The 26,216-nt window shown below is 39.4% G+C and carries 22 protein-coding genes; 11 read left to right on the top strand and 11 right to left on the bottom strand.

What is annotated here, in order from left to right; genetic code table 11:
* Nucleotides 1-14 precede the first annotated feature (14 nt).
* Nucleotides 15-1,718 carry a M61 family metallopeptidase gene (locus M5E07_RS10595; protein WP_252219124.1) on the bottom strand — a complete coding sequence of 568 codons (1,704 nt, stop codon included), beginning with the start codon at nucleotides 1,716-1,718 and terminating at the stop codon, nucleotides 15-17.
* A 178-nt stretch (nucleotides 1,719-1,896) separates the two neighbouring features.
* Here M5E07_RS10595 and M5E07_RS10600 point away from each other — a divergent pair, with 178 nt between their 5' ends.
* The 5 genes from M5E07_RS10600 (at nucleotide 1,897) to M5E07_RS16330 (ending at nucleotide 7,517) form a co-directional block, all read left to right on the top strand.
* Nucleotides 1,897-3,207 carry a D-alanyl-D-alanine carboxypeptidase PBP6B gene (locus M5E07_RS10600; RefSeq protein WP_252219126.1) on the top strand — a complete coding sequence of 437 codons (1,311 nt, stop codon included), beginning with the start codon at nucleotides 1,897-1,899 and terminating at the stop codon, nucleotides 3,205-3,207.
* A 126-nt stretch (nucleotides 3,208-3,333) separates the two neighbouring features.
* A complete protein-coding gene (locus M5E07_RS10605) occupies nucleotides 3,334-4,617 on the top strand; it encodes an NAD(P)/FAD-dependent oxidoreductase (protein ID WP_252219127.1) in 1,284 nt (427 codons plus the stop codon).
* A 135-nt stretch (nucleotides 4,618-4,752) separates the two neighbouring features.
* Nucleotides 4,753-5,235: a peptidylprolyl isomerase gene (gene slyD / locus M5E07_RS10610; RefSeq protein WP_116761623.1), complete on the top strand. Its 483-nt coding sequence runs from the start codon at nucleotides 4,753-4,755 to the stop codon at nucleotides 5,233-5,235.
* Between the two features lie 138 nt (nucleotides 5,236-5,373).
* The gene (locus tag M5E07_RS10615) at nucleotides 5,374-6,789 is read left to right on the top strand and encodes a cryptochrome/photolyase family protein (RefSeq protein ID WP_252219130.1); all 1,416 of its coding nucleotides are present in this window, start codon (nucleotides 5,374-5,376) and stop codon (nucleotides 6,787-6,789) included.
* A gap of 602 nt (nucleotides 6,790-7,391) precedes the next feature.
* Nucleotides 7,392-7,517, top strand: coding sequence for a hypothetical protein (locus M5E07_RS16330; protein WP_264757391.1), 126 nt, complete (start codon nucleotides 7,392-7,394; stop codon nucleotides 7,515-7,517).
* Nucleotides 7,518-7,609: 92 nt separating this feature from the next.
* Here M5E07_RS16330 and yaaA read toward each other — a convergent pair whose 3' ends face one another.
* Nucleotides 7,610-8,389 carry a peroxide stress protein YaaA gene (yaaA, locus tag M5E07_RS10620; protein ID WP_252219133.1) on the bottom strand — a complete coding sequence of 260 codons (780 nt, stop codon included), beginning with the start codon at nucleotides 8,387-8,389 and terminating at the stop codon, nucleotides 7,610-7,612.
* Nucleotides 8,390-8,514: 125 nt separating this feature from the next.
* On the opposite strand from yaaA, the gene M5E07_RS10625 reads away from it, so the two are divergent.
* Together M5E07_RS10625 and M5E07_RS10630 are read left to right on the top strand one after the other, a co-directional pair.
* Complete coding sequence (locus M5E07_RS10625; protein ID WP_116761629.1) at nucleotides 8,515-9,144, top strand: alpha/beta hydrolase; 630 nt, start codon at nucleotides 8,515-8,517, stop codon at nucleotides 9,142-9,144.
* A 405-nt stretch (nucleotides 9,145-9,549) separates the two neighbouring features.
* Complete coding sequence (locus tag M5E07_RS10630) at nucleotides 9,550-9,990, top strand: DUF2147 domain-containing protein (RefSeq protein ID WP_116761631.1); 441 nt, start codon at nucleotides 9,550-9,552, stop codon at nucleotides 9,988-9,990.
* Nucleotides 9,991-10,107: 117 nt separating this feature from the next.
* On the opposite strand, the gene M5E07_RS10635 is transcribed toward M5E07_RS10630, so the two are convergent.
* The 4 genes from M5E07_RS10635 to pheA all read right to left on the bottom strand — a co-directional run bounded on the left by M5E07_RS10635 (nucleotide 10,108) and on the right by pheA (nucleotide 15,636).
* A complete protein-coding gene (locus M5E07_RS10635; protein WP_252219135.1) occupies nucleotides 10,108-11,577 on the bottom strand; it encodes a hypothetical protein in 1,470 nt (489 codons plus the stop codon).
* A 34-nt stretch (nucleotides 11,578-11,611) separates the two neighbouring features.
* Complete coding sequence (locus tag M5E07_RS10640) at nucleotides 11,612-11,992, bottom strand: hypothetical protein (RefSeq protein ID WP_252219137.1); 381 nt, start codon at nucleotides 11,990-11,992, stop codon at nucleotides 11,612-11,614.
* Nucleotides 11,993-12,108: 116 nt separating this feature from the next.
* Nucleotides 12,109-14,355 (bottom strand): bifunctional prephenate dehydrogenase/3-phosphoshikimate 1-carboxyvinyltransferase, encoded by a 2,247-nt coding sequence (locus M5E07_RS10645; protein WP_252219139.1) that lies wholly within the window; start codon nucleotides 14,353-14,355, stop codon nucleotides 12,109-12,111.
* A gap of 171 nt (nucleotides 14,356-14,526) precedes the next feature.
* Nucleotides 14,527-15,636: a prephenate dehydratase gene (gene pheA, locus M5E07_RS10650; RefSeq protein ID WP_016167477.1), complete on the bottom strand. Its 1,110-nt coding sequence runs from the start codon at nucleotides 15,634-15,636 to the stop codon at nucleotides 14,527-14,529.
* 439 nt (nucleotides 15,637-16,075) lie between these two features.
* Between pheA and M5E07_RS10655 the strand changes: the two genes are divergently transcribed.
* On the top strand, nucleotides 16,076-16,594 hold the full coding sequence (locus M5E07_RS10655; protein WP_116761639.1) for a type 1 glutamine amidotransferase domain-containing protein: 519 nt from the start codon (nucleotides 16,076-16,078) through the stop codon (nucleotides 16,592-16,594).
* Between the two features lie 34 nt (nucleotides 16,595-16,628).
* Here the strand turns inward: M5E07_RS10655 and M5E07_RS10660 are convergent, their stop codons facing one another.
* Nucleotides 16,629-17,771, bottom strand: coding sequence for an acyl-CoA dehydrogenase family protein (locus tag M5E07_RS10660; RefSeq protein ID WP_252219141.1), 1,143 nt, complete (start codon nucleotides 17,769-17,771; stop codon nucleotides 16,629-16,631).
* Nucleotides 17,772-17,922: 151 nt separating this feature from the next.
* The gene (locus M5E07_RS10665) at nucleotides 17,923-19,269 is read right to left on the bottom strand and encodes a dicarboxylate/amino acid:cation symporter (RefSeq protein WP_116761643.1); all 1,347 of its coding nucleotides are present in this window, start codon (nucleotides 19,267-19,269) and stop codon (nucleotides 17,923-17,925) included.
* Between the two features lie 444 nt (nucleotides 19,270-19,713).
* On the opposite strand from M5E07_RS10665, the gene M5E07_RS10670 reads away from it, so the two are divergent.
* Nucleotides 19,714-20,709, top strand: a complete 996-nt coding sequence (locus M5E07_RS10670) for a glycosyl transferase family protein (protein WP_252219143.1) — start codon at nucleotides 19,714-19,716, stop codon at nucleotides 20,707-20,709.
* Nucleotides 20,710-20,811: 102 nt separating this feature from the next.
* Here the strand turns inward: M5E07_RS10670 and M5E07_RS10675 are convergent, their stop codons facing one another.
* On the bottom strand, nucleotides 20,812-21,084 hold the full coding sequence (locus M5E07_RS10675) for a YeaC family protein (RefSeq protein WP_252219145.1): 273 nt from the start codon (nucleotides 21,082-21,084) through the stop codon (nucleotides 20,812-20,814).
* Nucleotides 21,085-21,086: 2 nt separating this feature from the next.
* On the bottom strand, nucleotides 21,087-21,992 hold the full coding sequence (locus M5E07_RS10680) for an NAD(+) kinase (RefSeq protein WP_116761649.1): 906 nt from the start codon (nucleotides 21,990-21,992) through the stop codon (nucleotides 21,087-21,089).
* Nucleotides 21,993-22,181: 189 nt separating this feature from the next.
* On the opposite strand from M5E07_RS10680, the gene mrcB reads away from it, so the two are divergent.
* A complete protein-coding gene (gene mrcB / locus M5E07_RS10685; protein ID WP_116761651.1) occupies nucleotides 22,182-24,581 on the top strand; it encodes a penicillin-binding protein 1B in 2,400 nt (799 codons plus the stop codon).
* A gap of 16 nt (nucleotides 24,582-24,597) precedes the next feature.
* A complete protein-coding gene (locus M5E07_RS10690) occupies nucleotides 24,598-25,146 on the top strand; it encodes a tetratricopeptide repeat protein (RefSeq protein WP_116761653.1) in 549 nt (182 codons plus the stop codon).
* A gap of 43 nt (nucleotides 25,147-25,189) precedes the next feature.
* On the opposite strand, the gene M5E07_RS10695 is transcribed toward M5E07_RS10690, so the two are convergent.
* A complete protein-coding gene (locus tag M5E07_RS10695) occupies nucleotides 25,190-26,089 on the bottom strand; it encodes a thiamine phosphate synthase (RefSeq protein WP_252219148.1) in 900 nt (299 codons plus the stop codon).
* Between the last annotated feature and the right edge of the window lie 127 nt (nucleotides 26,090-26,216).

The raw sequence follows: 26,216 nt of genomic DNA on the forward strand, positions 1-26,216 counted from the left end.
TTAAGCCCGACAGCTTAAGCTTTTAACCAAGCATCTGCCTTCGCCTGATCTTCCACTTTTAATTCCACAGTGGTTAAGCCAATTTCACCAGCTTGAACTTCAAATTGCATCAGCTCATCACGACGGAAGGCAAAGATAGTGAACGTCTCTTTACATTTTGCATATTGCGCCAAAAGCTTTTCACTGGCTTTTAAGCCATCAATCGCAAGGATCACGTCGTTAGCTGAAAGACCTGCTTGCGCAGCAGCACCATCACGGCGAATTTGCTGAATCAGCACACCTTCTGGCTTGTCTACAACTTTCATGCCGAACGGCAATGATTTGTCATTTTTTAAACTATAGCTTAAGCCAAATTCTGGGAATAATTGATCAAGCGGTAATTCATCGACTGTATTGATTAAATGGTTAATTTGTTCAATCCAATTGTCACCTGTCAACTCATTACACAGTTCAACAATCGTGCGTTCGTGTACCTGTATACCCTTTTGCGCATTTTCATACAATTTGCGCATTAAAGCATCTAAGCTTGAACCTCGTAAACGCAGACCTAAATCTAGACACAATGCGACTAAACAACCTTTATTGTAATAGCTGGTGCCTGCATTGTTCGAGTTTTCATCTTGGCGATAGAACTTGACCCACGCATCAAAACTGGATTCAGCTACGCTTTGCACGTTACGACCAGGGTTCTGTAAATAACGATCAATCTGGGTTTTGAGCAGTTTTAAATAAGATTCTTGTGATACCACGCCACTGCGTAGCAAAATCAAATCATCATAATATGAAGTAAAGCCTTCAAACACCCAAAGCAAGGTGGTGTAACTTTCTTTATTTAAATCGTAATTGACCAAATTTTCAGGACGAATAAACTTCACCAACCACGAATGGAAATATTCATGACTGCACAAGCCTAAAAAGCGCTGATAATCTTCCGACGGTTCTACAGGTTCATCAACTTTCGGCAAATCACTACGCGGTGTAATTAAACTGGTGCTGTTTGGATGTTCTAATCCACCATAGCTATTGCCTGTTGCCATGGTCATAAAGGTATAGTTGGCAAACGGTGCCGAACCAAACATTTTAATTTCAGTCGCACAGATTTTTTCGATGTCTTGCTGCATACGCTCGGCATTCATGGCATGTTGCCCTGAAACCACAAATTCATGCGCGATGCCTTCAGCATTGAAACTAAAACGAGTTTGCTCTGCCAACTCAAACGGTGCATCAATCAGTTCTGCATAGTTTTTGGCTTTTAAGGTATAACGACCTTTGACCAAACTTTTAGATACCAAGCCTGTTGCCAATTGGAAATGTTTTAATTCATCAGGCAAGAACAGTTCAACTTCAATTTCTTTTTCTTCCTGACCATCCAAACCTAAACAAGCACATGCAGGATTGACATATAAACGGTTCTGATCGACATAAGCACCACGTACGGACAAATCATAGGCATAGACATCATATTCAACCGTAATAAATTCATGATCCGTGTTGAACAAACGCCATTTATTCTTTTCAAATTTCTGAATTTTTAGAATGCGCCCCGATTCATCATACGCGCGCACAGATTCAATGTGTTTAGAAAACTCACGAATCAAGTAACTACCAGGAATCCATGTTGGGAGAGAAAGGACTTGAGTTGGGTTTGCCAAAAAACGCAGTGTGACATGTACAAGATGCTGACGATAATCGTCAAATTCGATTTGATAATGCAACATAATAGGCAGTTCAAAATAAAATAATTAATCTTAGCAGCTAGCTTAGCATTTTTTTCTAAACCGATGCAGAACTGTGTTATTTGTCTGCAACTCGGACTAGCTATCAAGTTAAAAAAGGCATAGCATTCCACTAGTTTTGTCAGTTTCTTGCTGATGGATTAGCTTGATAGGAATACCTTTGAAACGTTTCACTTACCTCCTCGCTTTATTTGCTTTGCTCTGCACTTCTTTTGCAAACGCAACACTCCTTAACTTAGTTCCCGAAAGTGTTCAAGCCGAATCATGGACGATTTTAGACACCCAATCTGGACAAGTGATTGCTGAACATAATAGCCATGCGCAGCGTGCACCTGCTTCATTAACAAAAATGATGGTCGGTTATATTGTGCTGAAAGAAATTCAAGCAGGACATTTGCGTAAAGATGAGGTACTCACAGCCACACCTGTAGTGAAAACAGTCATGTGGGATGAATCTCAAATGTACCTAAAGGAAGGCGAAAAAATTTCGGTAGATCAACTTCTGGCAGGCTTAGTTGTGATGTCGGCAAATGATGCGGCCGTGACACTTGCCGAGCGTATTTCAGGCAGTATCCCAAAGTTTGTCGAACGTATGAATCAGGAAGCAAAAGCGCTCGGTATGAAAGACACGCACTTTCAAAACCCAGCAGGCATTACCATGCCAGAGCACTATTCATCTGCAAATGATTTAGCGCAATTAGGACAAGCGATCAGTAAGCAAACGCCAGACTATTTTTATTATTCCAAGCAACAAAGTTTTAGCTATAACCAACGCTTCCACCACGCCACCAATTTAGTCCTGAAAATGGACCCTACCGTTGATGGTTTAAAAACAGGCTATACCAAAGCAGCGGGTTATAACCTTGCCCTCACGGCAAATCGTCCAACCATGAACCCTGATGCACCAAATCGTCGTTTAGTCGTTGTGGTCATGGGAACCAAGAGTGCTGCAAAACGTGCAGAAGTTGCTTATGACTTGATGAATTTGGCTTACACCTACACACGCAACGAAGTTGCAATTAAGGACAAGCAACTGATTGCTGAGCTACCTGTGGTGAAATCCACACTGAAAATGTTTAAAGTTCAAACGCAAGCACCTGAACTGATTACAACGTCGTTGTATGATCAACCTTATGCGATTGACTTAAGCACCTACGATAAGGCCAATCAGCGTATTATGCTCAATACAGGTGATGGCAGCTTACATCCAATTAACCCTTTGGCAGAAACAAAAACACATTTAAATATTGAAATGAATGAGCATGCTTTGACTGCTCCGTTGGCGAAAGTCATGCAGTTGGCAACCGTACATGTTTATCAGAACAACCAACTGATTCGTACGATTGCAATTGAAGATGATGTTCAAATTGAAGAGGCCAATGTATTTGAGCGCTTCTTTATCTGGTTAAAAAATATCCTCCCATTTTTTGGTTCAGATGATTTTAAAGTGAAAATTTATCCACTCCATTAAAATTAAATGCTTTAGTTTGGTTTATGTAAGTTGTTGTAACTTGTAAAACAATTCCAACACACCGAATAAAAGAAGATGGCATGTTAAGCCATCTTCTTTTTTTAATAATAAAATAGGTCGGTCAAAATGAACGAACTACATAAAATTGTGATTGTCGGTGGTGGCGCTGGAGGGTTAGAGCTGGCTACTTTATTGGGAGAACATTTTGGTAAACAGGCTAAAGCCAAAATTATTTTGGTTGACCAAAACCTAACGCATATTTGGAAACCGTTATTACATGAGATTGCAGTCGGTACACTGAATGCCCACAGCGAAGAACTGAATTATTATGCTCATGCAGCGCAACATGATTACGAATTTGTCTTAGGTCGCTTTACTGAATTAGATCGAGCCAATAAAAGTCTTTTATTAGAACATCCACTTTCTGGTGCGAACGAAGATCAGCATCACTATTCCCTTCACTATGACACGCTTATTTTTGCTATTGGCTCTACATCGAACGACTTCAACACAGAAGGCGTACGTGAACATTGCCATTTTCTAGACAGTCGTGCACAAGCCGAGCAATTTCAGCAACAACTTTTGCACTTATATGTGGCCGCACAAACCCAGTCTTCGCCCACGGATTTGAATATTGCCATTATTGGCGCGGGTGCAACTGGAGTAGAATTGGCGGCAGAACTGGTACAGAGCACACAAAGCTTTCATCAATATGGGCTCAATAAAATCGATCCTAAACGAGTAAAAATCTCACTCATTGAAGCTGCTGACCGAATTTTACCCGCACTGTCAGAGAAAATATCGCAACATACTTTACGTGAACTTCATCATGCCAATATTCAAGTTTTGACCCATAAGCGGGTCAGCAAAATTGATAAAAAACACATTTATTTCGCTCATGGTGCCAGTATTCCCGCAGATCTAAAAGTTTGGTGTGCAGGGATTCAAGCCCCTAAAGTATTTCAACAATTGACGGAATTTGAAAAAGATCATTTAAATCGTTTAAAAGTCTACGCGACCCTACAAACCCAAACAGACCCGAATATTTTTGCTTTTGGTGATTGTGCACATTGTCAGCCCATTGCCGATGAACCTGTACTTGGACCCCGCGCACAAGTCGCGAGTCAACAAGCGCATTTCTTGGTGAGTGCAATGTCTGCACGAATTAAAAACAAAGCACAGCCGATGTTTAAATTTGCAGATAAGGGCTCCCTAGTGTCATTAAGTCATCATAAAGCTGTAGGAGAATTACTCGGGCAAGTGAATGTGCAAGGTTGGGTGGCGAAATCACTCTACATCTCGTTATATCGTATGCATCAAGCAACCTTACATGGATATACCCGCACAGCTTATTTTATGGCAAAAGATGCAATGAACAAAAAACTGGCACCTAATATTAAATTGCATTGAATTTTTTCAAACTGCCCTTATTAACTTTAAAATGTCGTAAAAAAGTACAAATTGCAGAATTTTTGATGAAATACAGTCAACAAATTCTGCTTTTCACTTTATGATGTACCCTTAAAAATTGAATGGATCAATAACATGACTGCTATTGCAAATAACCACGTGGTTTCTTTCCACTACACATTGACTAACGCAGAGGGTGAAACTCTCGACCAATCTCAAGGTGAACCACTTGCATATTTGCACGGTGCGGGCAACATTATCCCTGGTTTAGAAAAAGCGCTTGAAGGCAAAACAGTAGGCGAAAAATTTACTGTTAACGTTCCTGCTGCTGAAGGCTATGGCGAATACAACCCAGACCTAGTACAAGAAGTTCCAGCGCAAATGTTCCAAGGCGTTGACAACATTCAAGCGGGCATGCAATTCCAAGCGCAAACTGATGACGGCGTTCAAATCGTTACTGTTAAAGCAGTTGAAGGCGACAACGTAATCGTTGATGCAAACTTCCCACTTGCTGGTCAAGACTTAACTTTCGCAGTTGAAATCGTAGAAATCCGTGAAGCTTCTCAAGAAGAATTAGATCACGGTCACGTACACGGTGCGGGTGGTCATCACCACTAAGATCGACCGATCAAAAAAGGGCAAATTTAACTTTGCCCTTTTTTACACCTAGTGTTTTATTTTTATACATCTCATCCTACTGAATTTTAGCAAATCGTTTTAGAATCAAGTGAAGTAGTTTATTCAAGCACTAAGCTCATGCAATTGATTTGGTTCCGACAAGACTTACGTATACAAGACCACGCTGCACTTTGGTATGCCACACAAGCCGATTCCTGTTTGGCTGTGGTTATCTTATCTCCTGAACAATGGGCGATTCACCATGATGCACCTGTTAAAATAGATTTTTACTTACGTCAATTACATTCCTTAAAAGAACAACTCCATCAACTCAATATTCCTCTTATCATTCACCAAGTGCCTTTGTGGAAAGATATTCCTCAAGCACTACTGGATTTGAGTACTACATATGCAGTAGAAACAATTCATGCCAATATTGAGTTTGGTGTGAATGAGTTAAAGCGTGATAGTGAAGTTCAGAATTTACTTCAACAACATAAAAAATCATTAGAGCTTTATCAAGATCGTACGCTTTTCCCGATTGGCTCAATTCGAAATAAATCCCAACACCCCTATCAAGTCTTTGGTGCATTTAAAAAATATTGTTATGAACAATTCAGTTTGAGTCTGCCGCAATGTTACCCGACACCCATCGCTCAAGCACCTGTTAATCTCATGGTAGATAACAAGGTTCCTAAACTCGCTGAATTATGGAGCAATACACTTGATGCTGATTTTGAAACTCAATGGCCTGTCGGTGAAAACTATGCCTTACAACGCTTAGATGATTTCATTAAAAACAAAGTTAGCTACTATCATAATGAAAGGGACTTTCCTCATTCACAGGGTACTAGTCAAATATCGGCTTATTTAAACATTGGTATGCTTTCCATTCGCCAATGTATTCAAGCCCTATTCAGAGCGCAACAAGGACACTTCCTCCCTGAAAATTTAGGACAGCAAACTTGGTTAGATGAACTGCTTTGGCGTGAGTTTTATCAACACATCTTGTATGACTTTCCGCAGGTATCTAAGCACCTACCTTTCAAAGCAAGTACCCAATATATTCAATGGCGTGATGCACCTGAAGACTTAGCGGCATGGCAACAAGGACGGACTGGCATCCCGATTGTTGATGCAGGAATGCGACAACTGCTTGCCACGGGCTGGATGCACAATCGTGTCCGTATGATCACTGCAATGTTCTTATGTAAAAACTTACTGATTGACTGGCGGCTTGGCGAACAATGGTTTATGCAACATTTAATTGATGGTGACTTAGCTGCAAATAATGGCGGTTGGCAATGGTGCGCATCCACAGGTACAGATGCTGTACCCTATTTTCGGATCTTCAACCCAATTAGCCAATCACAAAAATTTGATGCCAATGGCGACTATATTCGCAAATGGCTACCCGAGTTAGCCCATCTCGATGCCAAGAGTATTCATGAACCATTTGCCAAAAATGCAAACTTAAAACTAAACTATCCCCACCCGATTGTAGATTTAAAATCCAGTCGTCAGCGGGCAATTGATGCCTTTAAAGGTATCTAATCCATTTAGCTGATAAAGTACACTAAAGTTTCTTTATCAGCATTTTCAAACTGTTGCTCATTGTAGGCAGAAGAATATGGAAGTGCTCTAATAATAAACAATTTATACGTGATTTTTCATGTTATACTTCACTTAATAATCTACCCAGCTAAATTCTTTTCGAATCGGGTCTTTCTATAACCAGATTCTTGCTGACTTAATTCCTAGATTAAATAACTTGATATCTCCTCGGACTAAAACGTTGTCCTGATCAAGTTTGCTTTACTTACATTGAGCAAATCTATCTCACAAGTATGATCTTGCCCAAAGATTTTGATTGGCGATATTTCGCCACTCCAAAAAGTCAGATCTTCACATGAAGAATGCTGTTTTGTTGACTTGCGCTATGCTTACATACAACAACATGAAGTGTGGTTAGCTTTGATGAATTTGAGTCAGTTATGAGCCATTCATCAGATCTTATTTGACTGAATCATAAGTCTAATATGCACTTAACTATGCATATACAACTTCGTCAATCGGTACATCTGTATATAAAGTATCTAGCGAACAAGGCAATAAAGGGTAGATGAATCTCTTTTTTTTCCTTCAATGAGGTGCTTATGCGTACATTTCTAGTGGTTTTACTCACATCATATTACTTGGTTGGCTGCCAAGGAGCTGTGACACCTCCTCCACCGTCTACACAACCACTTATTCAAGATACGCCAAGTGGCTGGGTTGGCTAAATTAAAAAGCCCCTTTGTTTTAAGGGGCTTATTTTTAAGTAGTGCTTGATAAAACATTCATAAAGAACCACTCAAGCGTGATCTTCAGATTTTTAAGCTGCTTGTTCATCACGCTTAAAGACCAACTCACCTTGCATTGAACTGACTGCATCAAAATAATAACCATCGGTATTGAAAGATTTTAAATCTTCTACGCAATTCAATTGATTCTGAATGATATAACGCGCCATTAAGCCACGTGCTTTCTTCGCATAAAAACTAATGACTTTGTATTTGCCATTTTTCTGATCTAAGAATACAGGCTTGATAATTTCAGCCTTCACTTTACTTTCTTTCACAGATTTATAGTATTCATCCGAAGCCAAATTCACCAACAAATCTGAATTTGCCTCTTCTAAATCTGCATTCACCAATTGCGTAATCTTGTCACCCCAAAACTCATATAAATTATGACCACGCGCATTGGCTAATTTGGTGCCCATTTCTAATCGATACGGCATCATCAAGTCCAAAGGACGCAATAAACCATAAAGACCAGACAACATACGTAAATGTGTTTGTGCAAATTCCAAGTCTTGCAAAGTTAAATCGTAAGCATCTAAACCCGTATAAACATCGCCTTTAAAAGCAAAAATGGCCTGACGAGCATTGGAAAAATTAAACTCAGGTTGCCAGTCACGGAACCGAGCTACATTTAATTGGGCAATTTTTTCACTGACACTCATTAAACTGGCGATTTCTGAAGCAGATAGTTTACGACTTACGTCTATAAGTTGTTGTGAATGCTCTAACAGTCTTGGTAAAGTGTATTGGTCAGTTGGAAGTGCAGATTCATAATCTAAAGTCTTAGCAGGAGAAATTAAGGCAAGCATATACAATTTGATTAAAAAATAATTAAACAAACTATAACAGTAGACTTATTTTTTTTCCAATCTGTGTTTTTACTGATCATAATCGGTAAAATAGCGGATTCTCCTGCTATTAATCCATTTATCTTATGTCCGAGCAAATTTTCATTCCCGGTCCAGTGGGTCAAATTGAAGTTTTCGTTGATTATCCACAAGGCGAAGTGAAAGGATTCGCGGTAATTTGCCACCCTCATCCATTGCAAGGCGGCACGCCACAACATAAAGTTCCAGCACTTTTGGCTCAAATTTTAGCTGAAAATGGCTGTGTGGTTTATCGTCCAAGCTTCCGTGGCTCAGGTCAGAGTGAAGGTGTTCATGATGAAGGGCATGGTGAAACTGACGATGTATTAAAAGTTATTCATCATGCGCGTTTACAGCATATTGGCTTGCCTTTTTATGCGGGCGGCTTTAGCTTTGGTGCACATGTCATGGCAAAATGCTACGATGCTTTACCAAGTGAACTCAGATCTATTCAAACTATTTTGTGTGGTTTGCCGACTGCGACTGTTGCAGGTGTTCGTCACTATCAAACGCCTGATCTTAAAGGTGATATTCTATTTATTCACGGTGAAGCCGATGATGTAACTTTACTCTCAGACATGATTGCTTGGGCAAAGCCACAGCGTCATTTGGTCACAGTTTTACCAGGTGCGAATCACTTCTTTACTGGGTATTTAAAACAGTTACGTATTGCAATTTCACGTTTCCTGCTGGTTTAATCTGCAAATATCAAGAAAGAAATCATGATCATTCAAGATGGTTTCTTTCTTGAACCTATACTCTCGCTGAATATTACTCGTTATATTTGATCTACTAGCTTAAAATCTTGAATCGGTCTAGCGGATGCTATTTCGTCTTTTCACAATTCATTCCTATCCTTATTGCAACACTTTTATTTGGCTAAGATACCAATTTATCTGCCTGAATTTCTTGATTAATGCATAATTAAACACTCTTGGATTATCGACATTCATGCAACATGGAGTATTGCTTTACAAGTTTATTTTCTGATATATTTTTGGCATTTTATGCACATCATTATTTAAATAATTAATTGTACAATCAATACTTTAGCTCGCCATAGCTTTCCACTTTTAAATTTCAAAACTGCGGTCAACAATTCTATGAAAACATTTTTTGGGGCAATTTTACTTGCTTTAGCCACTACATCAAGCTTTGCACAGGATATTACTGGTACGTGGCACTTTATTGATGACAAAACAGGTGAGCCTAAAGCTCTGGTAAAAATTGAAAAACAATCAAATAACACGTACGCAGGTACTGTTCTCAAACTGACCCCACGTCCTGGTTATACGCCAAAAGAATTTTGTACTCATTGCCCTGCACCGTATACCAACAAACCAATTATCGGCATGAAAGTCATTACAGGCTTAAAGACGAATGATCATATAAATTATAGTAATGGTAAAATTATTGACCCTGTTTCTGGAAAGATCTATAGCTTAAAAGGTAAGGTTAGTGCGAATAGTAAAAAGCTCTTTTTACGTGGCTATTTCGGTGTTTCTGCTGTAGGTCGTAGTCAGACTTGGTTACGTGTGGAATAAGATCTGTTTTGCATACTATCGCATTTGGTATTCTTTAAATCAAAGGTACCATAAATGATCTGAGTGCTAAGTCATACGTAATTTAGCACTTTAAAGTCATTTGAATACAACGTGCTGCTAAAATTTTTCGATCCAATTATAATCTTTATCCACATGCCCATCACTTAGCCGTAATTCAACATAAGGGCATTTAGCATGTTCTAACTTATCTGATAATATTGTTACGTCTACTACTTCTAATTCTCTTTTATAAAATGCATCTGTCTGTGGCTTAGTCAAGCCATAACGAAGTAGCCCGCAAGAAATTGGCTGTAAATCATCTCGTTTAAACATTTCAACTTGTAATGTATTTTCTATATCACCAACATGATATTCAGTTAACGATGCAACTGCAACATAATGTTCAGAACATAAAATTTGAGGGCTAAATACTTTTTTATTCAGAAAATTAATTTTTTTATTTTCAAATATAAAAATATTATAAGATTCATTTATCCATTCACATTTTTCAATTAATTTTTCTGGTGCTTCAAATTTTTCAAGAGATACGAAACTGCCAAATTTTCTATTTAAAGAAGATGAATCCAATTCAAACACTGAATTCAGTTCTTGCTCATACTGCTTAGGTTCATATGTACATCCATCATAGCCACCATTTGCCAAAAGAGTTTGCTGATATAAAATATGTTGATCTGCTTTACGAATAAGTTGAATAACCGTATGCAACGAATCAATATTCTTAGAGCGATAGATTACCGTTCCTTCCTGTTGAGTCGGATATCCTACAGCGATATTTCCTGAATTTAAATATCGTGTCCAAGAATATCCATTATCAATATAACGTGGAGGAAAATACAAAGCATGTTGGTTATTCTGTTTTAACTTACATTCAGCCTTTTTATTATTAGATTCTGGAACATCAATCGTTTTGTTAAAATCTAATTCAATCGTCTCATTGATTAAACTTGATAAATCCACAGTATCATTAGCTACTTTCTGCCCATTCAACCATCTGTATGAATTGTTTTGCTGTACCTGAGTTAAAGTTGGTATTACATATCCACTATTCTTAGGGCGAAATAAATAATGTTTTAGACCTTCTTCTTTAAAGCCTGTTTGATATTTAGACACGTAGGATTCATTTTGATAAAGTTTAAAACTTAAAAACACAATAAACCCAATTCCCAGAACTAAGCCTATTTTATCCCAGAAAGGAGATATTTTAGTTAATGCTAGCGCCAAGATTAAAAAGAATCCTGAATATAACCATATCACAGCACCTATATTAACTTTAGTAATTGCTGTAGAAAATCCAATACACATAAGAACACATGTAACAATACCATACATCCATGCTTTGGATTCAAATGTTTCCAGCATCTCACTTTCTTTAAAATAGCATCTCACTGCTAATAAAAAAGTTAAATTTGCCCATACAGGAAACACTTTAGGAATAGGGACAATCAAAAAATGATATAAAATTGATGTCACCATGACGCCAAAACCAACCATACCATCAACAGCAGGCACGCACCACGATAAAAAAAATAAAAATATCGCAATAAATATAGCTATTTTAGAAGACATTTTTTTATTTTTGTGGAAATAATGGTTTTAAATATTAACCATTCCTCCACTCAAATTCACTAAAACTTTGATCTTTTTTTAATGTATTTTCAACTGTTTGTGCTAATTGATTCAATAAGCTTTGTTCTGTAATCCGATCTAGCCAATCCTGATCCTCGGTTGGATATGAAGTAATTTCACAAACAAGATGCCCTTCTTGATCTGAACTTTGACAGGTAATGGATAAAGGTAAAGCATGATTATCGACACTTACAGCAACATGATCACCACTTTGTGGCAAGGTATGAAATCCATATTGATTCAGCTTACCTACCAACAAATCTGCCACATATTCTTGGGTAATATGACATTGGTTCCCTGATTCCACCATATGTTGATGCTGCTCGCAATTGGCAGTGAATTGTAATTTTCGCATAGCTCTACCTAAAGGCTTTTTTGTTTTATGGGTTTAGCATAAGCAATAAAAACAAAACAGCCAAGCTTTTGCTTGGCTGTTAAATCATAAATAACGGACTTGTTGAGTCAAAATGCTTATTCAGTGACCTGAATTGCTAAACCGGCTTGATTGCTAAGTTCAGTAAATGTCGGGAAACTGGTTGCAACTGTTTCTGTACCCAGAATTTTAATCTCACCTGAACTACGTAAGCCAGCCATACTAAAGCTCATCGCAATACGGTGGTCATGATGGGATTCAATCTCACCGCCAGTGAAAATTGCAGACCAATCTCCAGATTGACCTTTACCTTCAATGATGATGCCATCTTCTGTCGGTGTACAGTCAATGCCCATAGTTTTTAAACCATCTGCCATGACTTGAATACGATCAGACTCTTTAACACGTAATTCTGCTGCACCTGTAAGTACAGTTTGCCCTTCGGCACAAGCCGCAGCAATAAACAACGCTGGGAACTCGTCAATCGCTAGTGGTACTTGGTCTTCAGGCATATGAATACCTTTTAAAGTACGACTGCCACGAATACGAATATCTGCAATGGGTTCGCCACCTGCAATACGTTCATTTTCGACAGTAAGGTCAGCACCCATTTGTTTCAAAATTTCAATCACGCCTGTACGCGTTGGGTTAATGCCTACAGCTTCTAGTGTCACATCTGAACCTTCAGTAATTGCAGCACCGACCATAAAGAATGCAGCAGAAGAAATATCTGAAGGTACCTGAATGTCCGTACCGACCAACTTACCGCCACCTTGCAGTGAAATATGATTACCTTCCGTTTTTACTTCATAACCAAAAGCACGCAACATACGCTCAGTATGGTCACGTGTTGGCTCTGGCTCAGTCACAGAAGTTTCACCTACTGCCCACAAACCTGCCAATAGAATACCTGATTTCACCTGAGCAGAAGCCATTGGTAAGTCATAGTGAATGCCTTTTAATGGCTGGCTACCTGTAATCGAAACTGGCGGTGTACCACGTTCACCTGTCGTTTGAATTTGTGCACCCATTTCACGTAACGGTTTCGCAATACGTTCCATTGGACGTTTTGACAACGAAGCATCGCCCGTCATCACAGAGTCAAATTTTTGTGCAGACAGCATTCCCGACAAAAGACGCATCGAAGTACCAGAGTTGCCCATATACAATGCGCCCGCAGGTGCTTTTAGACCATGCATGCCAACGCCATGAATGGTCACTTCACCATTTTTAGGACCTTCAATACTCACGCCCATATCACGGAAGGCTTGTAACGTTGCTAAAGCATCTTCACCTTCAAGAAAACCTGTTACATGGGTCGTGCCTTCTGCAATCGCACCAAACATGATAGAGCGGTGAGACACAGACTTGTCTCCAGGCACGGTAAATTTACCTTGGAACGTCTTAGGGCCTGGCAAAATGGTAAATTGTTGTGTCACCTTATTTTTCTCCATCAGGGGTTTCTTGGCTAACATGTGATTGAAATGTTGTCGTGCAGCTTGAGCATTGCCAAGCAAGCCCATTAAGGCTGGCGAATCTTCATCTTCAATCAGGTTTCTGAGTACAGCAAGTTGTTGTTCAAATCCATCTACAGCATTTAAAATGGCTTTTTTATTGGCAAAGAAAATGTCATGCCACATTTGCGGATCACTGGCCGCAATACGTGAGAAATCACGAAAACCGCCCGCAGCATAACGGAAAATATCCAAATTATCTGCGCGATTGGCCAATTGTTCGACCAAGTTAAATGCCATCAAATGCGGTAAATGACTGGTATGCGCCAACACTTCATCGTGTTTTTCCACATCCATGCAAATGACTTCAGCTTTTGCCGCTTGCCAAAGGGTAATCAGTTTTTCAACCGCCCAAGGTGCACTGCTTGGAAGTGGTGTCAGAATGACTTTATGATGCGCAAATAAATCGACTTTACCTGCATGAACACCTGTATGTTCCGCACCCGCAATGGGATGGCCTGGTACAAAACCAGCAGGCAGCGTTTCACCATAAACGGCTTTGGCTGCATCAACAACATTCCCTTTGGTGCTGCCCACATCGGTAATGATGCAGTTTTCAGACAAATAAGGCTTGATGGTGGCTAAAACTTTTTCTGTCGCTCGTACAGGCAAGGCAAGTACCACCAAATCGGCACCTTGAACAGCATCAACTGGATTAGTAAAACCTTCTGCAATTAAGCCCAAAGCTTTTGCATCGTCCAAGGTCTTACTTGAACGTGTTGATGCGACAATTTGTTTCGCCAGTTTTTCAGCAACTATTACACGAGCCAGACTTGAACCAATCAGGCCAAGTCCAATAAATGCAACTTTTTCAAATAATGGCTGTGTCATCTTTTATGCTTTCGCCTCTAAACCCCACACTTTGGCAAGTGCATTTCAACGATATCTATATGCTTAAGTTTGTTTAACTTAAAGGTTTTTGTAAGCAGTCTCGACATTATTGATCTAATCAAAATTAAGCTTCAATCATGCGAGACAGCAAACCATCTTTTATAGCGAATTTTAGAGCACAGCAATTGGATAAGAACCCAATACACGCACTTCTTTGACTAAAGGACGAATTTCTTCAATTGCTGCTTTCACATTTTCTTGTTCAATATGACCTTCAAGATCAATAAAGAACACATAAGCCCATTTTTCTGGTAAAGCTGGACGCGTTTCAATACTGGTCAAACTAATTTGGTGTTTTGCAAAAGGTGCTAAGATTTCAAGTAATGCACCCGCGCGGTCATGTGCTGAAATCAACAAAGAGGTTTTGTCATTACCACTTTGTGGCACTTTTTCACGACCAATGACCAAGAAACGTGTGGTGTTTTCTGGATTATCTTCAATATTACTGTGCAGAATTTCTAGCTCATAAATACTTGCAGCAACATCCGATGCAATCGCAGCCGAATGCCATTCATTACGAATACGGCGCGCCGCTTCTGCATTTGAATTGAGCGCAACACGTTCTACACCAGGGTAATGTGCATCCAACCATTTACGGCATTGTGCCAAGGTTTGTTGATGCGCATAAATCTGTTTAATACTGTCTTTACGCGTATTTTCGGAAATTAAGAATTGATGATGAATACGCAATTCCACTTCACCAATCACATTTAATGTCGATGATTTAAAACAGTCTAAAGTATGGTTCACGACCCCTTCAGATGAGTTTTCGACTGGTACTAAACCGTAGTGTGCACTGCCCGCTTCAACTTCACGGAATACTTCATCAATCGTTGGTAAAGGACGAACCACCGCATCCTGACCAAAATGCTTAAGCACAGCCGAATGCGTAAAGGTACCGACTGGACCTAAAAACGCAATACTTTGTGGAGCTTCTAATGCTAAGCATGCTGACATAATTTCACGGAATAAACGTGCCATTGTTACATCGGACAAAGGACCTTCATTACGCTCCATGACATTACGCAGAACTTGTGCTTCACGTTCAGGACGGTAAAACATTGGATTCTCTTCAGATGCAAACTTTGCTTTTGCTACTGCTTCGGCCAAGCGCGCGCGACGATTAATCAGTTGTTGAATCTGTTGATCGACAGAATCAATATCTTCGCGAATCTTGGTCAAGTCCAGAGAAGTCGTAGTGTTTTGATCGTCGTTGATCATTGTTATTTCGCCCTTCGAAAACGTGAATGCCGACAGTATATCAAGACTTCAATTAAATGGTAGGCAATAAAATCTGGATTCATCCTGATTTCAACACTATAGCCAGTAATATTTGCCAAAATCCAACTAAAGTTTTGAATTATCGAGTAGATATAACGTCTGGCTTAGCAATCTTGGGAATAAGATGATTTGAATACATAGACTGAATGATTGAAACCCTCCATGAAATGTCCTGATAAATACAACTCAACCTTAAAAATTGCTGAATCACGTTATTTTTATTATTTTTTATTTAAAACATAGCACTAGAAAATTTCTTTAAGAATATGACATGATCAAGGCATATTACTTTAGATCACAATTTAACCACAATTTAATATGACGTATTTCACAATTTGTCTGTTATTTTAGATTTAAAAATGCTATTCGGAGAATAAAAATGCCAAAAAGAATTGCAGTTTTAGTCACGCATGACTTCGAAGACATGGAATATGTCGAACCCGTTGAAGCCTTTCGTGCTGCGAGCCATAGTGTAATTAATATTGAAAACAAAGCTGGCAATATTGTTTATGGGAAAAAACGTCGATATTCCGTCACTATTGATTTAAGCATTGATGATGTTACAGTCCATGAATTTGATGCCTTGCTTATTCCTGGTGGTTATTCACCAGATCACTTAAGAGCAGATGAGCGCTATGTCGATTTTGTCCGTCGCTTTGCGAATGCACAAAAACCGATTATGAGTATCTGTCATGGTCCACAATTACTGATTAATGCAGGCGTTGTAAAAGGTCGGCGTATGACCACCATGAAATCTGTTGTTGTCGATTTGCTTAATGCGGGCGCAGTGTTTTATGACGAAGCCGTGGTGAATGACAATAATTTGTATATTTCTTCGCGCTCTCCAGAAGATCTACCCGCATTTATTCGCGAAAGTTTGACTGTGCTCAAGCTTTAAGTCAAAAAAAGAGCCTTTCGGCTCTTTTTTATTATTAGCGTCCTATCATTCCACGCGCGACAATTTCTTTCATAATTTCGTTGGTTCCACCATAAATCCGCTGAATTCGAGCATCGACAAAGAAACGGGAAATTGGATATTCCGTCATATAACCATAGCCACCAAACAATTGTAGTAATTGATCTGCAACTTTCATTTGCATGTCGGTTGAAAAACTTTTTAGTGCTGCGGCTGTTTCTACATCAAGTTTACCTTGCATATAGAGCTCTACATTTTGATTATAAAAAGCTGTTGTCGCCAGCTCATCAATTTTTGCCTGTGCCAGTACAAACCGCGTGTTTTGAAATTGACCAATCTTTTGTCCAAAAGCCTGACGTTCTTGTACATATTGTGTGGTCACATCGAGTGCCCCACGAATCGCCCCTAAAGCTGTCGCGGCAATCGCTGTTCTTTCACGTGGCAACTCTTGCATCAGATAGTTAAATCCATGCCCTGCTTGGCCCAATAACTGATCCTTAGGCACTTGCACATTATCAAAAAATAATTCTGAAGTATCCTGAGAATGTAAACCGATCTTGTCTAAATTGGTTCCTTTCTTAAATCCATCTAAATGAGTATCTAATAAAAGTAAAGACACCCCTTTAGCTCGTGCTTGCGGATCGGTTTTCACTGCAAGGACCACGAGGTCAGCATGTTGTCCATTTGAAATAAAGGTTTTAGAACCATTTAGCACATAATGATTGTCTTGCAAAATTGCAGTGCTACGAATTGCCTGCAAATCTGATCCAGCGCCTGGCTCAGTCATCCCAATCGCACCCACGACTTCGCCGGCAACCATTTTCGGCAACCAATATTGTTTCTGTTGTTCTGTTCCAATATGCAAAACATAAGGCGCAGCAATTTCAGAATGACATGAAATCGCGGTAGAAAGTGCGCCATATCCTGCACGAGCAGACTCTTCCACCAACATTAAAGAATAATGGGTAGGCACACCATAGCCACCATATTGCTCAGGCACATCTACACATAAAAAACCATTTTCACCCAATTTATTCCATACCGAACGCGGCATAATGCCTTCGCGCTCCCATTGGTCATAATCTGGGGCAATATGCTCTTGCATAAAGCGCTTAAAATTATCTTTAAATAGTTCTAAATCTGCATCGTAGGCTAACATTATTCTTCCTGAGTTATTTTTAATCTTCATGAGACATGCTAGGCAATTTTACTGCATCTGTCATGTGCAGCTTTTGTCTTATTTATGGCTACTTTAGGTCAATGCAAAAACAAAAAAGGAAGCCGCAGCTTCCTTTTTTAAACAAATCGCATTAAGCGTGAGATGGATTACTTTCTTCTAGCATAAGCTTATCCACTTCCTCAGGATTCGCTAAAGCATAATCTAGTTTTTTCTTGTCGAGCTGACCGACCCATTTCGCAACCACGATAGTTGCCAACGAGTTACCCACCAAGTTAGTTAAAGCACGAGCTTCTGACATGAAACGGTCAATACCTAAAATCAGTGCTAAACCAGCAACTGGAATATGACCTACCGCAGACAACGTTGCTGCCATTACAATAAAGCCTGAACCCGTTACACCTGCAGCGCCTTTAGAAGAAATCAACAACACCAATAACAAAGTAATTTGATGTGAAATATCTAATTGAGTATTGGTCGCTTGAGCAATAAATACCGCAGCCATCGTCAAGTAAATTGAAGTACCGTCCAAGTTAAATGAATAACCTGTTGGAATCACGAGACCCACTACAGATTTTTCACAACCTGCAATTTCAAGTTTCTTCAACATACGTGGCAAAACAGATTCTGAAGATGATGTTCCTAAAACAATCAATAATTCTTCGCGAATCATACGAATCATTTTTAAGATACTGAAACCACAAAAACGGCTGATGGAACCCAGTACAATAAAAATGAACAATAAACAGGTAAGGTAGAAGCAGATAATTAACTGAGCCAATTGCGCTAAGCTGCCAATACCATATTTACCAATGGTAAATGCCATTGCACCAAAAGCACCAATAGGCGCAAGCTTCATAATCATATTTACAATATTGAAGAAGACATGCGAAATTTGGTCAATTAGCTTAAGAACTGGCTTACCAGAATCACCTAATTTATGTAGTGCGAATCCAAATAAAATAGCAAATAACAATACTTGAAGAATTTCACCTTCAGCAAAGGCACCTACCACAGTATGTGGGATGATATTCATTAAGAAATCGACAGTGCTTTGTGACTGACCTGATTCTACATATTTAGAAATACCCGATACATCTAAAGATGCAGGGTCAATGTTCATGCCTACACCAGGTTTGGCAATGTTAATCACCAACAAACCAATCAATAAGGCAATTGTAGAAACGATTTCAAAATAAAGGAGAGCAATACCACCCGTTTTACCCACCGATTTCATGCTTTCCATGCCAGCAATACCGCTAACAACTGTACAGAAAATCACTGGGGCGATGATCATTTTAATCAATCGGATAAATGCATCACCTAAAGGTTTCAGCTGTTCGCCTAAACCTGGGACATATTGTTCAGCACCATTTACAATCTGGGTTCCACTTGGAGAGAAATGACCAACCAGAATACCTGCAATGATGGCAACAATCACTTGAAAATACAGTGATTTATAGATGGGTTTTTTAGCCATAGCGTTACTTCTAAACATATTTCTAGAACTAGAAACATCCAATATTTGTCTATTCCTAAGAATACACAGCCCTTAAAAATTCCTTTTATAATCACTACAAAAGGCTATAGGTATTAAGTTAGTCTTAATACCTTCTCATTAAACTAAATAATAATATCCGCGATTCCATCGCAGTTAGACTATTGAAAATGAGTATTTTCAATATGATAGAATAAACAACTAATAAGAAAAACTTAACAGTCATCCTTATTCGATGGAATTCTACCGAACTTTTGAACAGTAAATCTACATATATTTTTAAATTCGATTAAATTGTGTTCGTTTTTTATTAGACATTGGTCGTATACCTAACCCGTCATTTTTCTTTCTTTTACATCAAAATCTTTCTATTATCCATTTAAGCATTCTCCCTCGAAACACGAAATTACACAGTGATCTAAGCAAATGACAACCAAAAGAAATTTATACAAAGATTTTGAGCATCCATTTGCCCAATTTGTCCGTATTGTCGGTAAAGGCAAGAATGGTGCACGATCACTCACTTATGATGAAGCCTATCAAGCATTCAAAATGATTTTGAACGATGAAGTCTTGGATGTGCAATTGGGTGCTTTTTTAATGCTGTTGCGTGTTAAAGAAGAATCTGTAGATGAATTGGCTGGTTTTGTACAAGCAACACGTGACTCACTAAATTTTAAAGCCCTTGACGTAGATTTAGATTGGTCTTCGTATGCAGGGAAACGTAAACATTATCCTTGGTTCTTATTGGCAGCATTAACATTAGCTCATCACGGCTATAAAATTGTCATGCATGGTGCTGCGGGACATACCTTAAATCGTGTTTATACCGAACAAGTGCTTGAATATTTAGATTTCCCTATCTGCCAAAATCAAGATGAGGTTGAGCAGCAACTACAACAACGTAATTTTGCCTATTTACCCTTGGAGGTTATTTCACCCATCCTGAGTGAACTGATTGCATTACGCAATGTCATGGGATTACGCTCACCAATTCATACCCTAGCAAGACTGATTAATCCGTTTAACGCTAAAGCCACTTTACAAGCCATCTTTCATCCTGCCTATCGTAGCTCTCATCAACAGGCTGCCTTTAAACTCGGTTATCAAAACAGTGCTGTCATTAAAGGTGAAGGTGGTGAGTTCGAACGTAATCCTGATGCCAAAACCTTAATTTGTGGCATTAAAAATGGGGAACTCTATGAACACGAGCTTCCTAAACTGACAGACAACCGAAGTCCTGTCGAAGAAGAACTCGATTTGGCTATATTTAAATCTGTTTGGCAAGGTCAGCAACAGCATGAATATGGTGAAACTGCGGTCATAGAAACTATGGGCATTGCTTTGTATACCATGGAAGTATGCGAAAGTTACCCTGACGCGATGCTGAAAGCGAAACAACTTTGGTTAAATCGTTTTTAATTCTGCCATTCCAATGTAATGACAAAAATATGACAATTAACAAAAAGGACTCCAATTGAGAGTCCTTTTTCACATCTTGGCTATTTGCAAAACTGTTTTGACTTAAACAAAACGAATTGGCTTAAATTCAGGTTCATTCTTGTGATGATCATCATCGCACTCTTCACCTTCTTCTTTCGTACCACGATCAATATAACCACTGCGCTCTGTTTCTGGTAAATGCTTCATTTCCCACGTATACACGGCTTGCATACAAATTTCACGTTGCTCTTTGGTTAATGCAACACCATTTGGCCATTTACCAATTTCAATTGCAGTCTTTAAACGACCAACAATATCAGGATCGAGTACAGCCAGCATTTGTTCAATATTCATATTTAATCCTGTTGTTGCAATGAATCAAAATCACGATTCCAACCTAGTTTGGTACGACAAGCCATATAAAAGTCATACCCAGGCGGATGCAAGAGGTTTAATTTAAATGGATGTTTGCGGATATGCAAACTATCTCCCACATTGAGTGAAACACTATGTTGCCCGTCGGCACTGACCATTGGCAATACACGATTTTCACGAATGAGTATTTTAATTTCACTATGTCCGCCCACAACAATCGGACGTGATGACAAGGTATGTGGGTGCATTGGGACTAAGGAAATCGCATCCATACTTGGATGCACAATAGGTCCGCCACCCGATAATGCATAGGCGGTTGAACCCGTTGGTGTAGAAACAATCAGCCCATCACTGTGCTGACGGTACACATATTGCCCATCGATGTTTAATTCAAAGTCAATCATGTGTACAGATTTACCCGAATGCAGCACAACATCATTTAGGGCAATTGCATCATGAATCGTTTCACCCTTGGAGCGAACTTCCATTTCCAACAAAAAACGACGGTCTTGCTGAAACTCACCTTGTAAGACTCGATCTAACTTATAGATAACTTCAGTTGGTTTAATGTCGGTAAGAAAACCCAAACGTCCACGGTTTACCCCCATAACAGGCGTATTATATTTCACCAAAGAACGTGCAGCATGTAACAAGGAACCATCACCCCCAACCACAATAACCAAATCTACAACCTCACCTAATAAGGCTCGACTGACCGTTTGTGTATTTTTATAAGGGACAAGCTCGGCGGTTTCTGCATCAAAAACAGGATGTAAACCCAAGCTCATAAGATGATCGTGAATGAGGCTTAAAGTTTCAACAACAGAAGATTTGTCTGGTCGACCAATTAATCCAATATTCCGAAAAGACTTGTGTGAAAGTTGCACCTATGTGATCGCTCCGTTAGGATTCTGGCTTATCATATCATTAAACCCGAATGAAATAAAAAACCTTATAAATAGCCTGATTAGCTCAAACATTTATATGGCTTTTCGCATCTGTGACAGATTTATTATTGCAAATTGGGAAAAAGCTTCGCATGATTAGCAAAATTTATCAGGATCTTATCACCTTTTATGAAGTTTGAACGTGGCATAGGATTATTCGCACTTATTTTCTCCATATTGGTCATTGGTATTTTTCTAGCATTTAGTTTTTACCTGATTCGTCTAGATAATATTGTGAGAGAAAAGTTTGAAGGTAAGCGTTGGGATATTCCTGCGAAGGTTTTTGCTCGTCCGCTAGAAATTTACACCAATGCCCCTATTAGCCAAAAAGATTTCGATCAAGAATTGAAACTATTGGGCTATAAAAATGCGGATAGTTATGCCAAATCGGGCAATTATGTCAGCACTGGGGATACTTTATATGTGCACACCCGCGGCTTTGACTTCGGTGATAGCATTGAACCTGAACAAGTCTTAAAAGTCAGCTTTGCAAATGACCAGATTAGTGAAGTGAGTGCAACCAAACCATCTTCTACAGGGATTGCGCGTTTAGAGCCTTTATTAATTGGCGGTATTTATCCACAGCACAATGAAGATCGCGTCCTGATTAAATTATCCAATGTGCCAAAACCTTTAATTGAAGCCTTAATTGCGACTGAAGACCGTAACTTCTATAAGCATCATGGTATTTCTGTTCGAGGGACTGCACGTGCTTTGGTCAGTAATGTGACTGGAGGAAAACGCCAAGGTGGTTCGACGCTCACACAACAGTTGGTTAAAAACTTTTATTTAAGCCCAGAACGTACCTTAAAGCGTAAAGTCAACGAAGCCTTAATGGCGCTCTTGGTTGAACTACATTACAACAAAGATGAAATCCTTGAGGCATATTTAAATGAAGTGAATTTGGGACAAAATGGTAACTATTCTATTAATGGTTATGGTTTGGCATCACAGTTCTATTTCGGTTTACCCTTACGTGAACTCAATATCTCGCAACAAGCCTATTTGGTTGGTTTAGTCCAAGGTCCTTCTTTATTCAATCCTTGGCGTAACCCTGAAGGTGCTAAAAAGCGTCGGGATATCGTGTTAAATAATATGTTGGTGATGGGATATTTATCACAAGAACAATATGAACGTGAAATTGCTCGCCCATTAAATGTTTTAGCAAAACCAACGTTAGGACCTGCCCGCTTCCCAGATTTTCTAGATATTGTGCGTCGTCAATTACGGACTGAATATCAAGAGTCTGATTTAACCAACCAAGGTTTAAAAATCTTCACTACACTTGATCCGATTGCACAAACCAATATCCAAACTGCATTTAAGAATTCTGTTGCACGTTTAAGCAATAATAATCCAAAACGCTTAAAAGACTTACAAGGTGCAGTATTAGTTTCTCATCCTGAAAATGGTGAACTGGTTGCTGCGGTAGGTTCAACCCAAGATTTTACTGGTTTTAACCGCGCACTTGATGCAAAACGCCAAGTCGGTTCATTACTCAAACCTGTGATTTATCTCAATGCAATTGAGTCTGGACGTTACAACTGGGCCAGTCCAATTGAAGATAGCTACATTAGCATTCCAAGTGAAGGTAAATCATGGACACCTAAAAACTATAGTGGTGGTGAACATGGTGTAGTCCCAATGGTACAAGCCTTGTCCAATTCTTATAACTTATCTGCAGTTCGTCTTGGACAAGAATTTGGGATTGCGAGCTTTACTAATCATTTGAAAAAATTTGGTGTGACTTCTAACATTCCAACCTACCCTTCTATCTTTTTGGGTGCGGTAGATATGTCTCCGATGGAAGTCATGAGCATCTATGGAAACTTTGCTACAGGCGGTTTCAAATACCCGATTAAATCAATCCGCTCAGTGGTCGATTCTAATGGTCGTGTTTTAGAGCGTTATAGTTTAACTGTGCAACAAACCATAGATCCTGCGGCAGCCTATATTGTGAATTATGGCCTACAACAGGTGATGAATTCAGGTACAGGTCGTTCTGCTTACAGCAGCTTGCCAAGCTCATTAAAGCTTGCTGGTAAATCTGGCACCACCAATGATACCCGTGACTCATGGTTTGCAGGCTATTCAGGCAATTATCTCAGTGTGGTTTGGCTTGGTTTAGATGACAATAAAGTCACAGGACTGACTGGTTCTTCAGGTGCTTTACCTGTTTGGACCAATGTCATGAGTCAATTACGTCAAAAACCAGTCAATTTACGTCAAACCGACGATGTGCAATGGCAATGGATCGATAGTGGCTCAGGCAACTTATCGGCTCAGGGTTGTGAAGGTGCATTGTATATACCGTTATTAAGGAGTGCTGTACCACGTCGTGCTACAGCATGCGGCTTTCCTCATTACCAAGTGGAACCAGTTTACACACCTGATACGGAAATGAACCAGAACCAACCAGCACAACCCGATAGTATGGACAACTATATCCGCGAGAGTGAAAGTGACATGCAAAATGACTTGGATCAAAATTCAGGTCGTGTCATTTCGAGCGGAACTTATGCCAACTAAGGAATTTTAATTGCATATGCTGAGATCCATTCTCCTTTCTGCTGCTGTTGTGGCTTTAGTAGGCTGCCAAAGCCTACCAAAGCCAGAAAGTGCTAAACCTGCTGTTACCACCGAAAAGCCCAAAGCTGCTCAACCAAAATCTTCTGGTGTGGTCATTACACCGTATGATCAACCCGAGATTAAACGGCAAAAAGTGCAAGTCGTGGTGCCTGAACAAAAATCTCAGCAGAAATTTGAAGATGGACGCTCACTTCCAGCCTTTAAACAATTAATGCAACAAACACAGCAAGCTTATAAACAAGGGCGTTGGAATGATGCTGAAGCGGCTGCCTTACGTGCACAACGTCTAGCACCGCAGTCAGCGGAAACTTTCTTGTTTCTGGCTTTAGTTGCCAATCAAAAAAATCAGCCTGCCAACGCAGAAGCTTTAGCTCGTCGTGGTTTAAGCTATGCGCAAACCCAAGCCATGAAAAAGCAACTTTGGGGAGCCGTAGCCAAAGCGGGGCAAAAGCAAAATAACAGTAAAACCGTACAGCAAGCACAACAGGCATTAAAGACACTTTAATGCCTGCTTGTTCTACATTTTATGAATAAGTTACCAACGTTTTTTAAAGATATCGAATCCCTGCAATACCGTAAGCATGATGTGACTGTGCTTGTTGTAACAGTTCAGCATGCATCCCCCCTAAAGCAAACACGGGAATATCCACTTGCTGAGCATATTCTTGAAACTGTTGCCATCCTAATGGTTCTACATCAGGATGGGTCGCTGTTGCCAAAACTGGACTCAAAATGATGGCATCACAACCAATATTTTGTGCATGTTGCATGGCCACAACATCATGACATGCCGCAATAAAACGGAAACCGACAGGTAATTCTCCACGCTTAAATGCCATCAACTGATGTTGTTTAAGATGAATTGCAGCTACTTTTCTCTGCATTGGCAGCGTCAATTGTTGCCATGCGTGCAGATTGACAATTAAATGTTCGGCTTGTTGTTCAGATAATTGTTCTAAATCTTCCAAATCTGCTGCTGTATGTTCAACACGCCAATACAATAATTGCTGTGGTTTAAGTTGTTCCAAATCAGTCAAATGTTCAGAAATTTTAATTTGGTTTGGCCAGTATAATCGCTGCAAAATACTAAAATTGGCTTTCGGAAAATTTAAACTCAGCAATTCTGTACGGCTATACCATGTCCATGGCTGTTGGATTTCATTTAATAATGCTTCGGGCACCATGGCATGAAATAAATGCAAATTCACCACCACATCATCATATTCATGGCAAATCACATCAAATGCATGCCAGTCATTCAGTCCAACCCCAACTTCCTCAAAGACTTCACGGCGACAAGCGTCTAATGGCGTTTCATTCGCTTCGACTTTCCCTCCAGGAAATTCATGCTTATTTCCTTGATGTTGTTCAGCACTGCGCCATCCAACCAAGACTTTATTTTGATGCAGTAATAAGGCAATTGCGACATGAATATTCGGCTTGGACATAACAAGTTCCATCACAGTAAAGTAGCTTCAGTGTAAGTAAATTTAGTTTTTTTATAAATTGCTAAAATTCTCGTTGACAGATCTATTCGATAATGATTATCATTTAAATCACTCAAGAATACACCAC

It is taken from the genome of Acinetobacter tibetensis (genome assembly GCF_023824315.1).
Lineage (GTDB): Bacteria > Pseudomonadota > Gammaproteobacteria > Pseudomonadales > Moraxellaceae > Acinetobacter > Acinetobacter tibetensis.

What these genes read in the sequence shown, in the direction of transcription:
- M5E07_RS10595 (WP_252219124.1), bottom strand. Translation starts at nt 1,718, where the DNA reads ATGTTGCATTATCAAATCGAATTTGACGATTATCGTCAGCATCTTGTA.
- M5E07_RS10605 (WP_252219127.1), top strand. Translation starts at nt 3,334, where the DNA reads ATGAACGAACTACATAAAATTGTGATTGTCGGTGGTGGCGCTGGAGGG.
- slyD (WP_116761623.1), top strand. Translation starts at nt 4,753, where the DNA reads ATGACTGCTATTGCAAATAACCACGTGGTTTCTTTCCACTACACATTG.
- M5E07_RS10615 (WP_252219130.1), top strand. Translation starts at nt 5,374, where the DNA reads ATGCAATTGATTTGGTTCCGACAAGACTTACGTATACAAGACCACGCT.
- M5E07_RS16330 (WP_264757391.1), top strand. Translation starts at nt 7,392, where the DNA reads ATGCGTACATTTCTAGTGGTTTTACTCACATCATATTACTTGGTTGGC.
- yaaA (WP_252219133.1), bottom strand. Translation starts at nt 8,389, where the DNA reads ATGCTTGCCTTAATTTCTCCTGCTAAGACTTTAGATTATGAATCTGCA.
- M5E07_RS10625 (WP_116761629.1), top strand. Translation starts at nt 8,515, where the DNA reads ATGTCCGAGCAAATTTTCATTCCCGGTCCAGTGGGTCAAATTGAAGTT.
- M5E07_RS10630 (WP_116761631.1), top strand. Translation starts at nt 9,550, where the DNA reads ATGAAAACATTTTTTGGGGCAATTTTACTTGCTTTAGCCACTACATCA.
- M5E07_RS10635 (WP_252219135.1), bottom strand. Translation starts at nt 11,577, where the DNA reads ATGTCTTCTAAAATAGCTATATTTATTGCGATATTTTTATTTTTTTTA.
- M5E07_RS10640 (WP_252219137.1), bottom strand. Translation starts at nt 11,992, where the DNA reads ATGCGAAAATTACAATTCACTGCCAATTGCGAGCAGCATCAACATATG.
- M5E07_RS10645 (WP_252219139.1), bottom strand. Translation starts at nt 14,355, where the DNA reads ATGACACAGCCATTATTTGAAAAAGTTGCATTTATTGGACTTGGCCTG.
- pheA (WP_016167477.1), bottom strand. Translation starts at nt 15,636, where the DNA reads ATGATCAACGACGATCAAAACACTACGACTTCTCTGGACTTGACCAAG.
- M5E07_RS10655 (WP_116761639.1), top strand. Translation starts at nt 16,076, where the DNA reads ATGCCAAAAAGAATTGCAGTTTTAGTCACGCATGACTTCGAAGACATG.
- M5E07_RS10660 (WP_252219141.1), bottom strand. Translation starts at nt 17,771, where the DNA reads ATGTTAGCCTACGATGCAGATTTAGAACTATTTAAAGATAATTTTAAG.
- M5E07_RS10665 (WP_116761643.1), bottom strand. Translation starts at nt 19,269, where the DNA reads ATGGCTAAAAAACCCATCTATAAATCACTGTATTTTCAAGTGATTGTT.
- M5E07_RS10670 (WP_252219143.1), top strand. Translation starts at nt 19,714, where the DNA reads ATGACAACCAAAAGAAATTTATACAAAGATTTTGAGCATCCATTTGCC.
- M5E07_RS10675 (WP_252219145.1), bottom strand. Translation starts at nt 21,084, where the DNA reads ATGAATATTGAACAAATGCTGGCTGTACTCGATCCTGATATTGTTGGT.
- mrcB (WP_116761651.1), top strand. Translation starts at nt 22,182, where the DNA reads ATGAAGTTTGAACGTGGCATAGGATTATTCGCACTTATTTTCTCCATA.
- M5E07_RS10690 (WP_116761653.1), top strand. Translation starts at nt 24,598, where the DNA reads ATGCTGAGATCCATTCTCCTTTCTGCTGCTGTTGTGGCTTTAGTAGGC.
- M5E07_RS10695 (WP_252219148.1), bottom strand. Translation starts at nt 26,089, where the DNA reads ATGTCCAAGCCGAATATTCATGTCGCAATTGCCTTATTACTGCATCAA.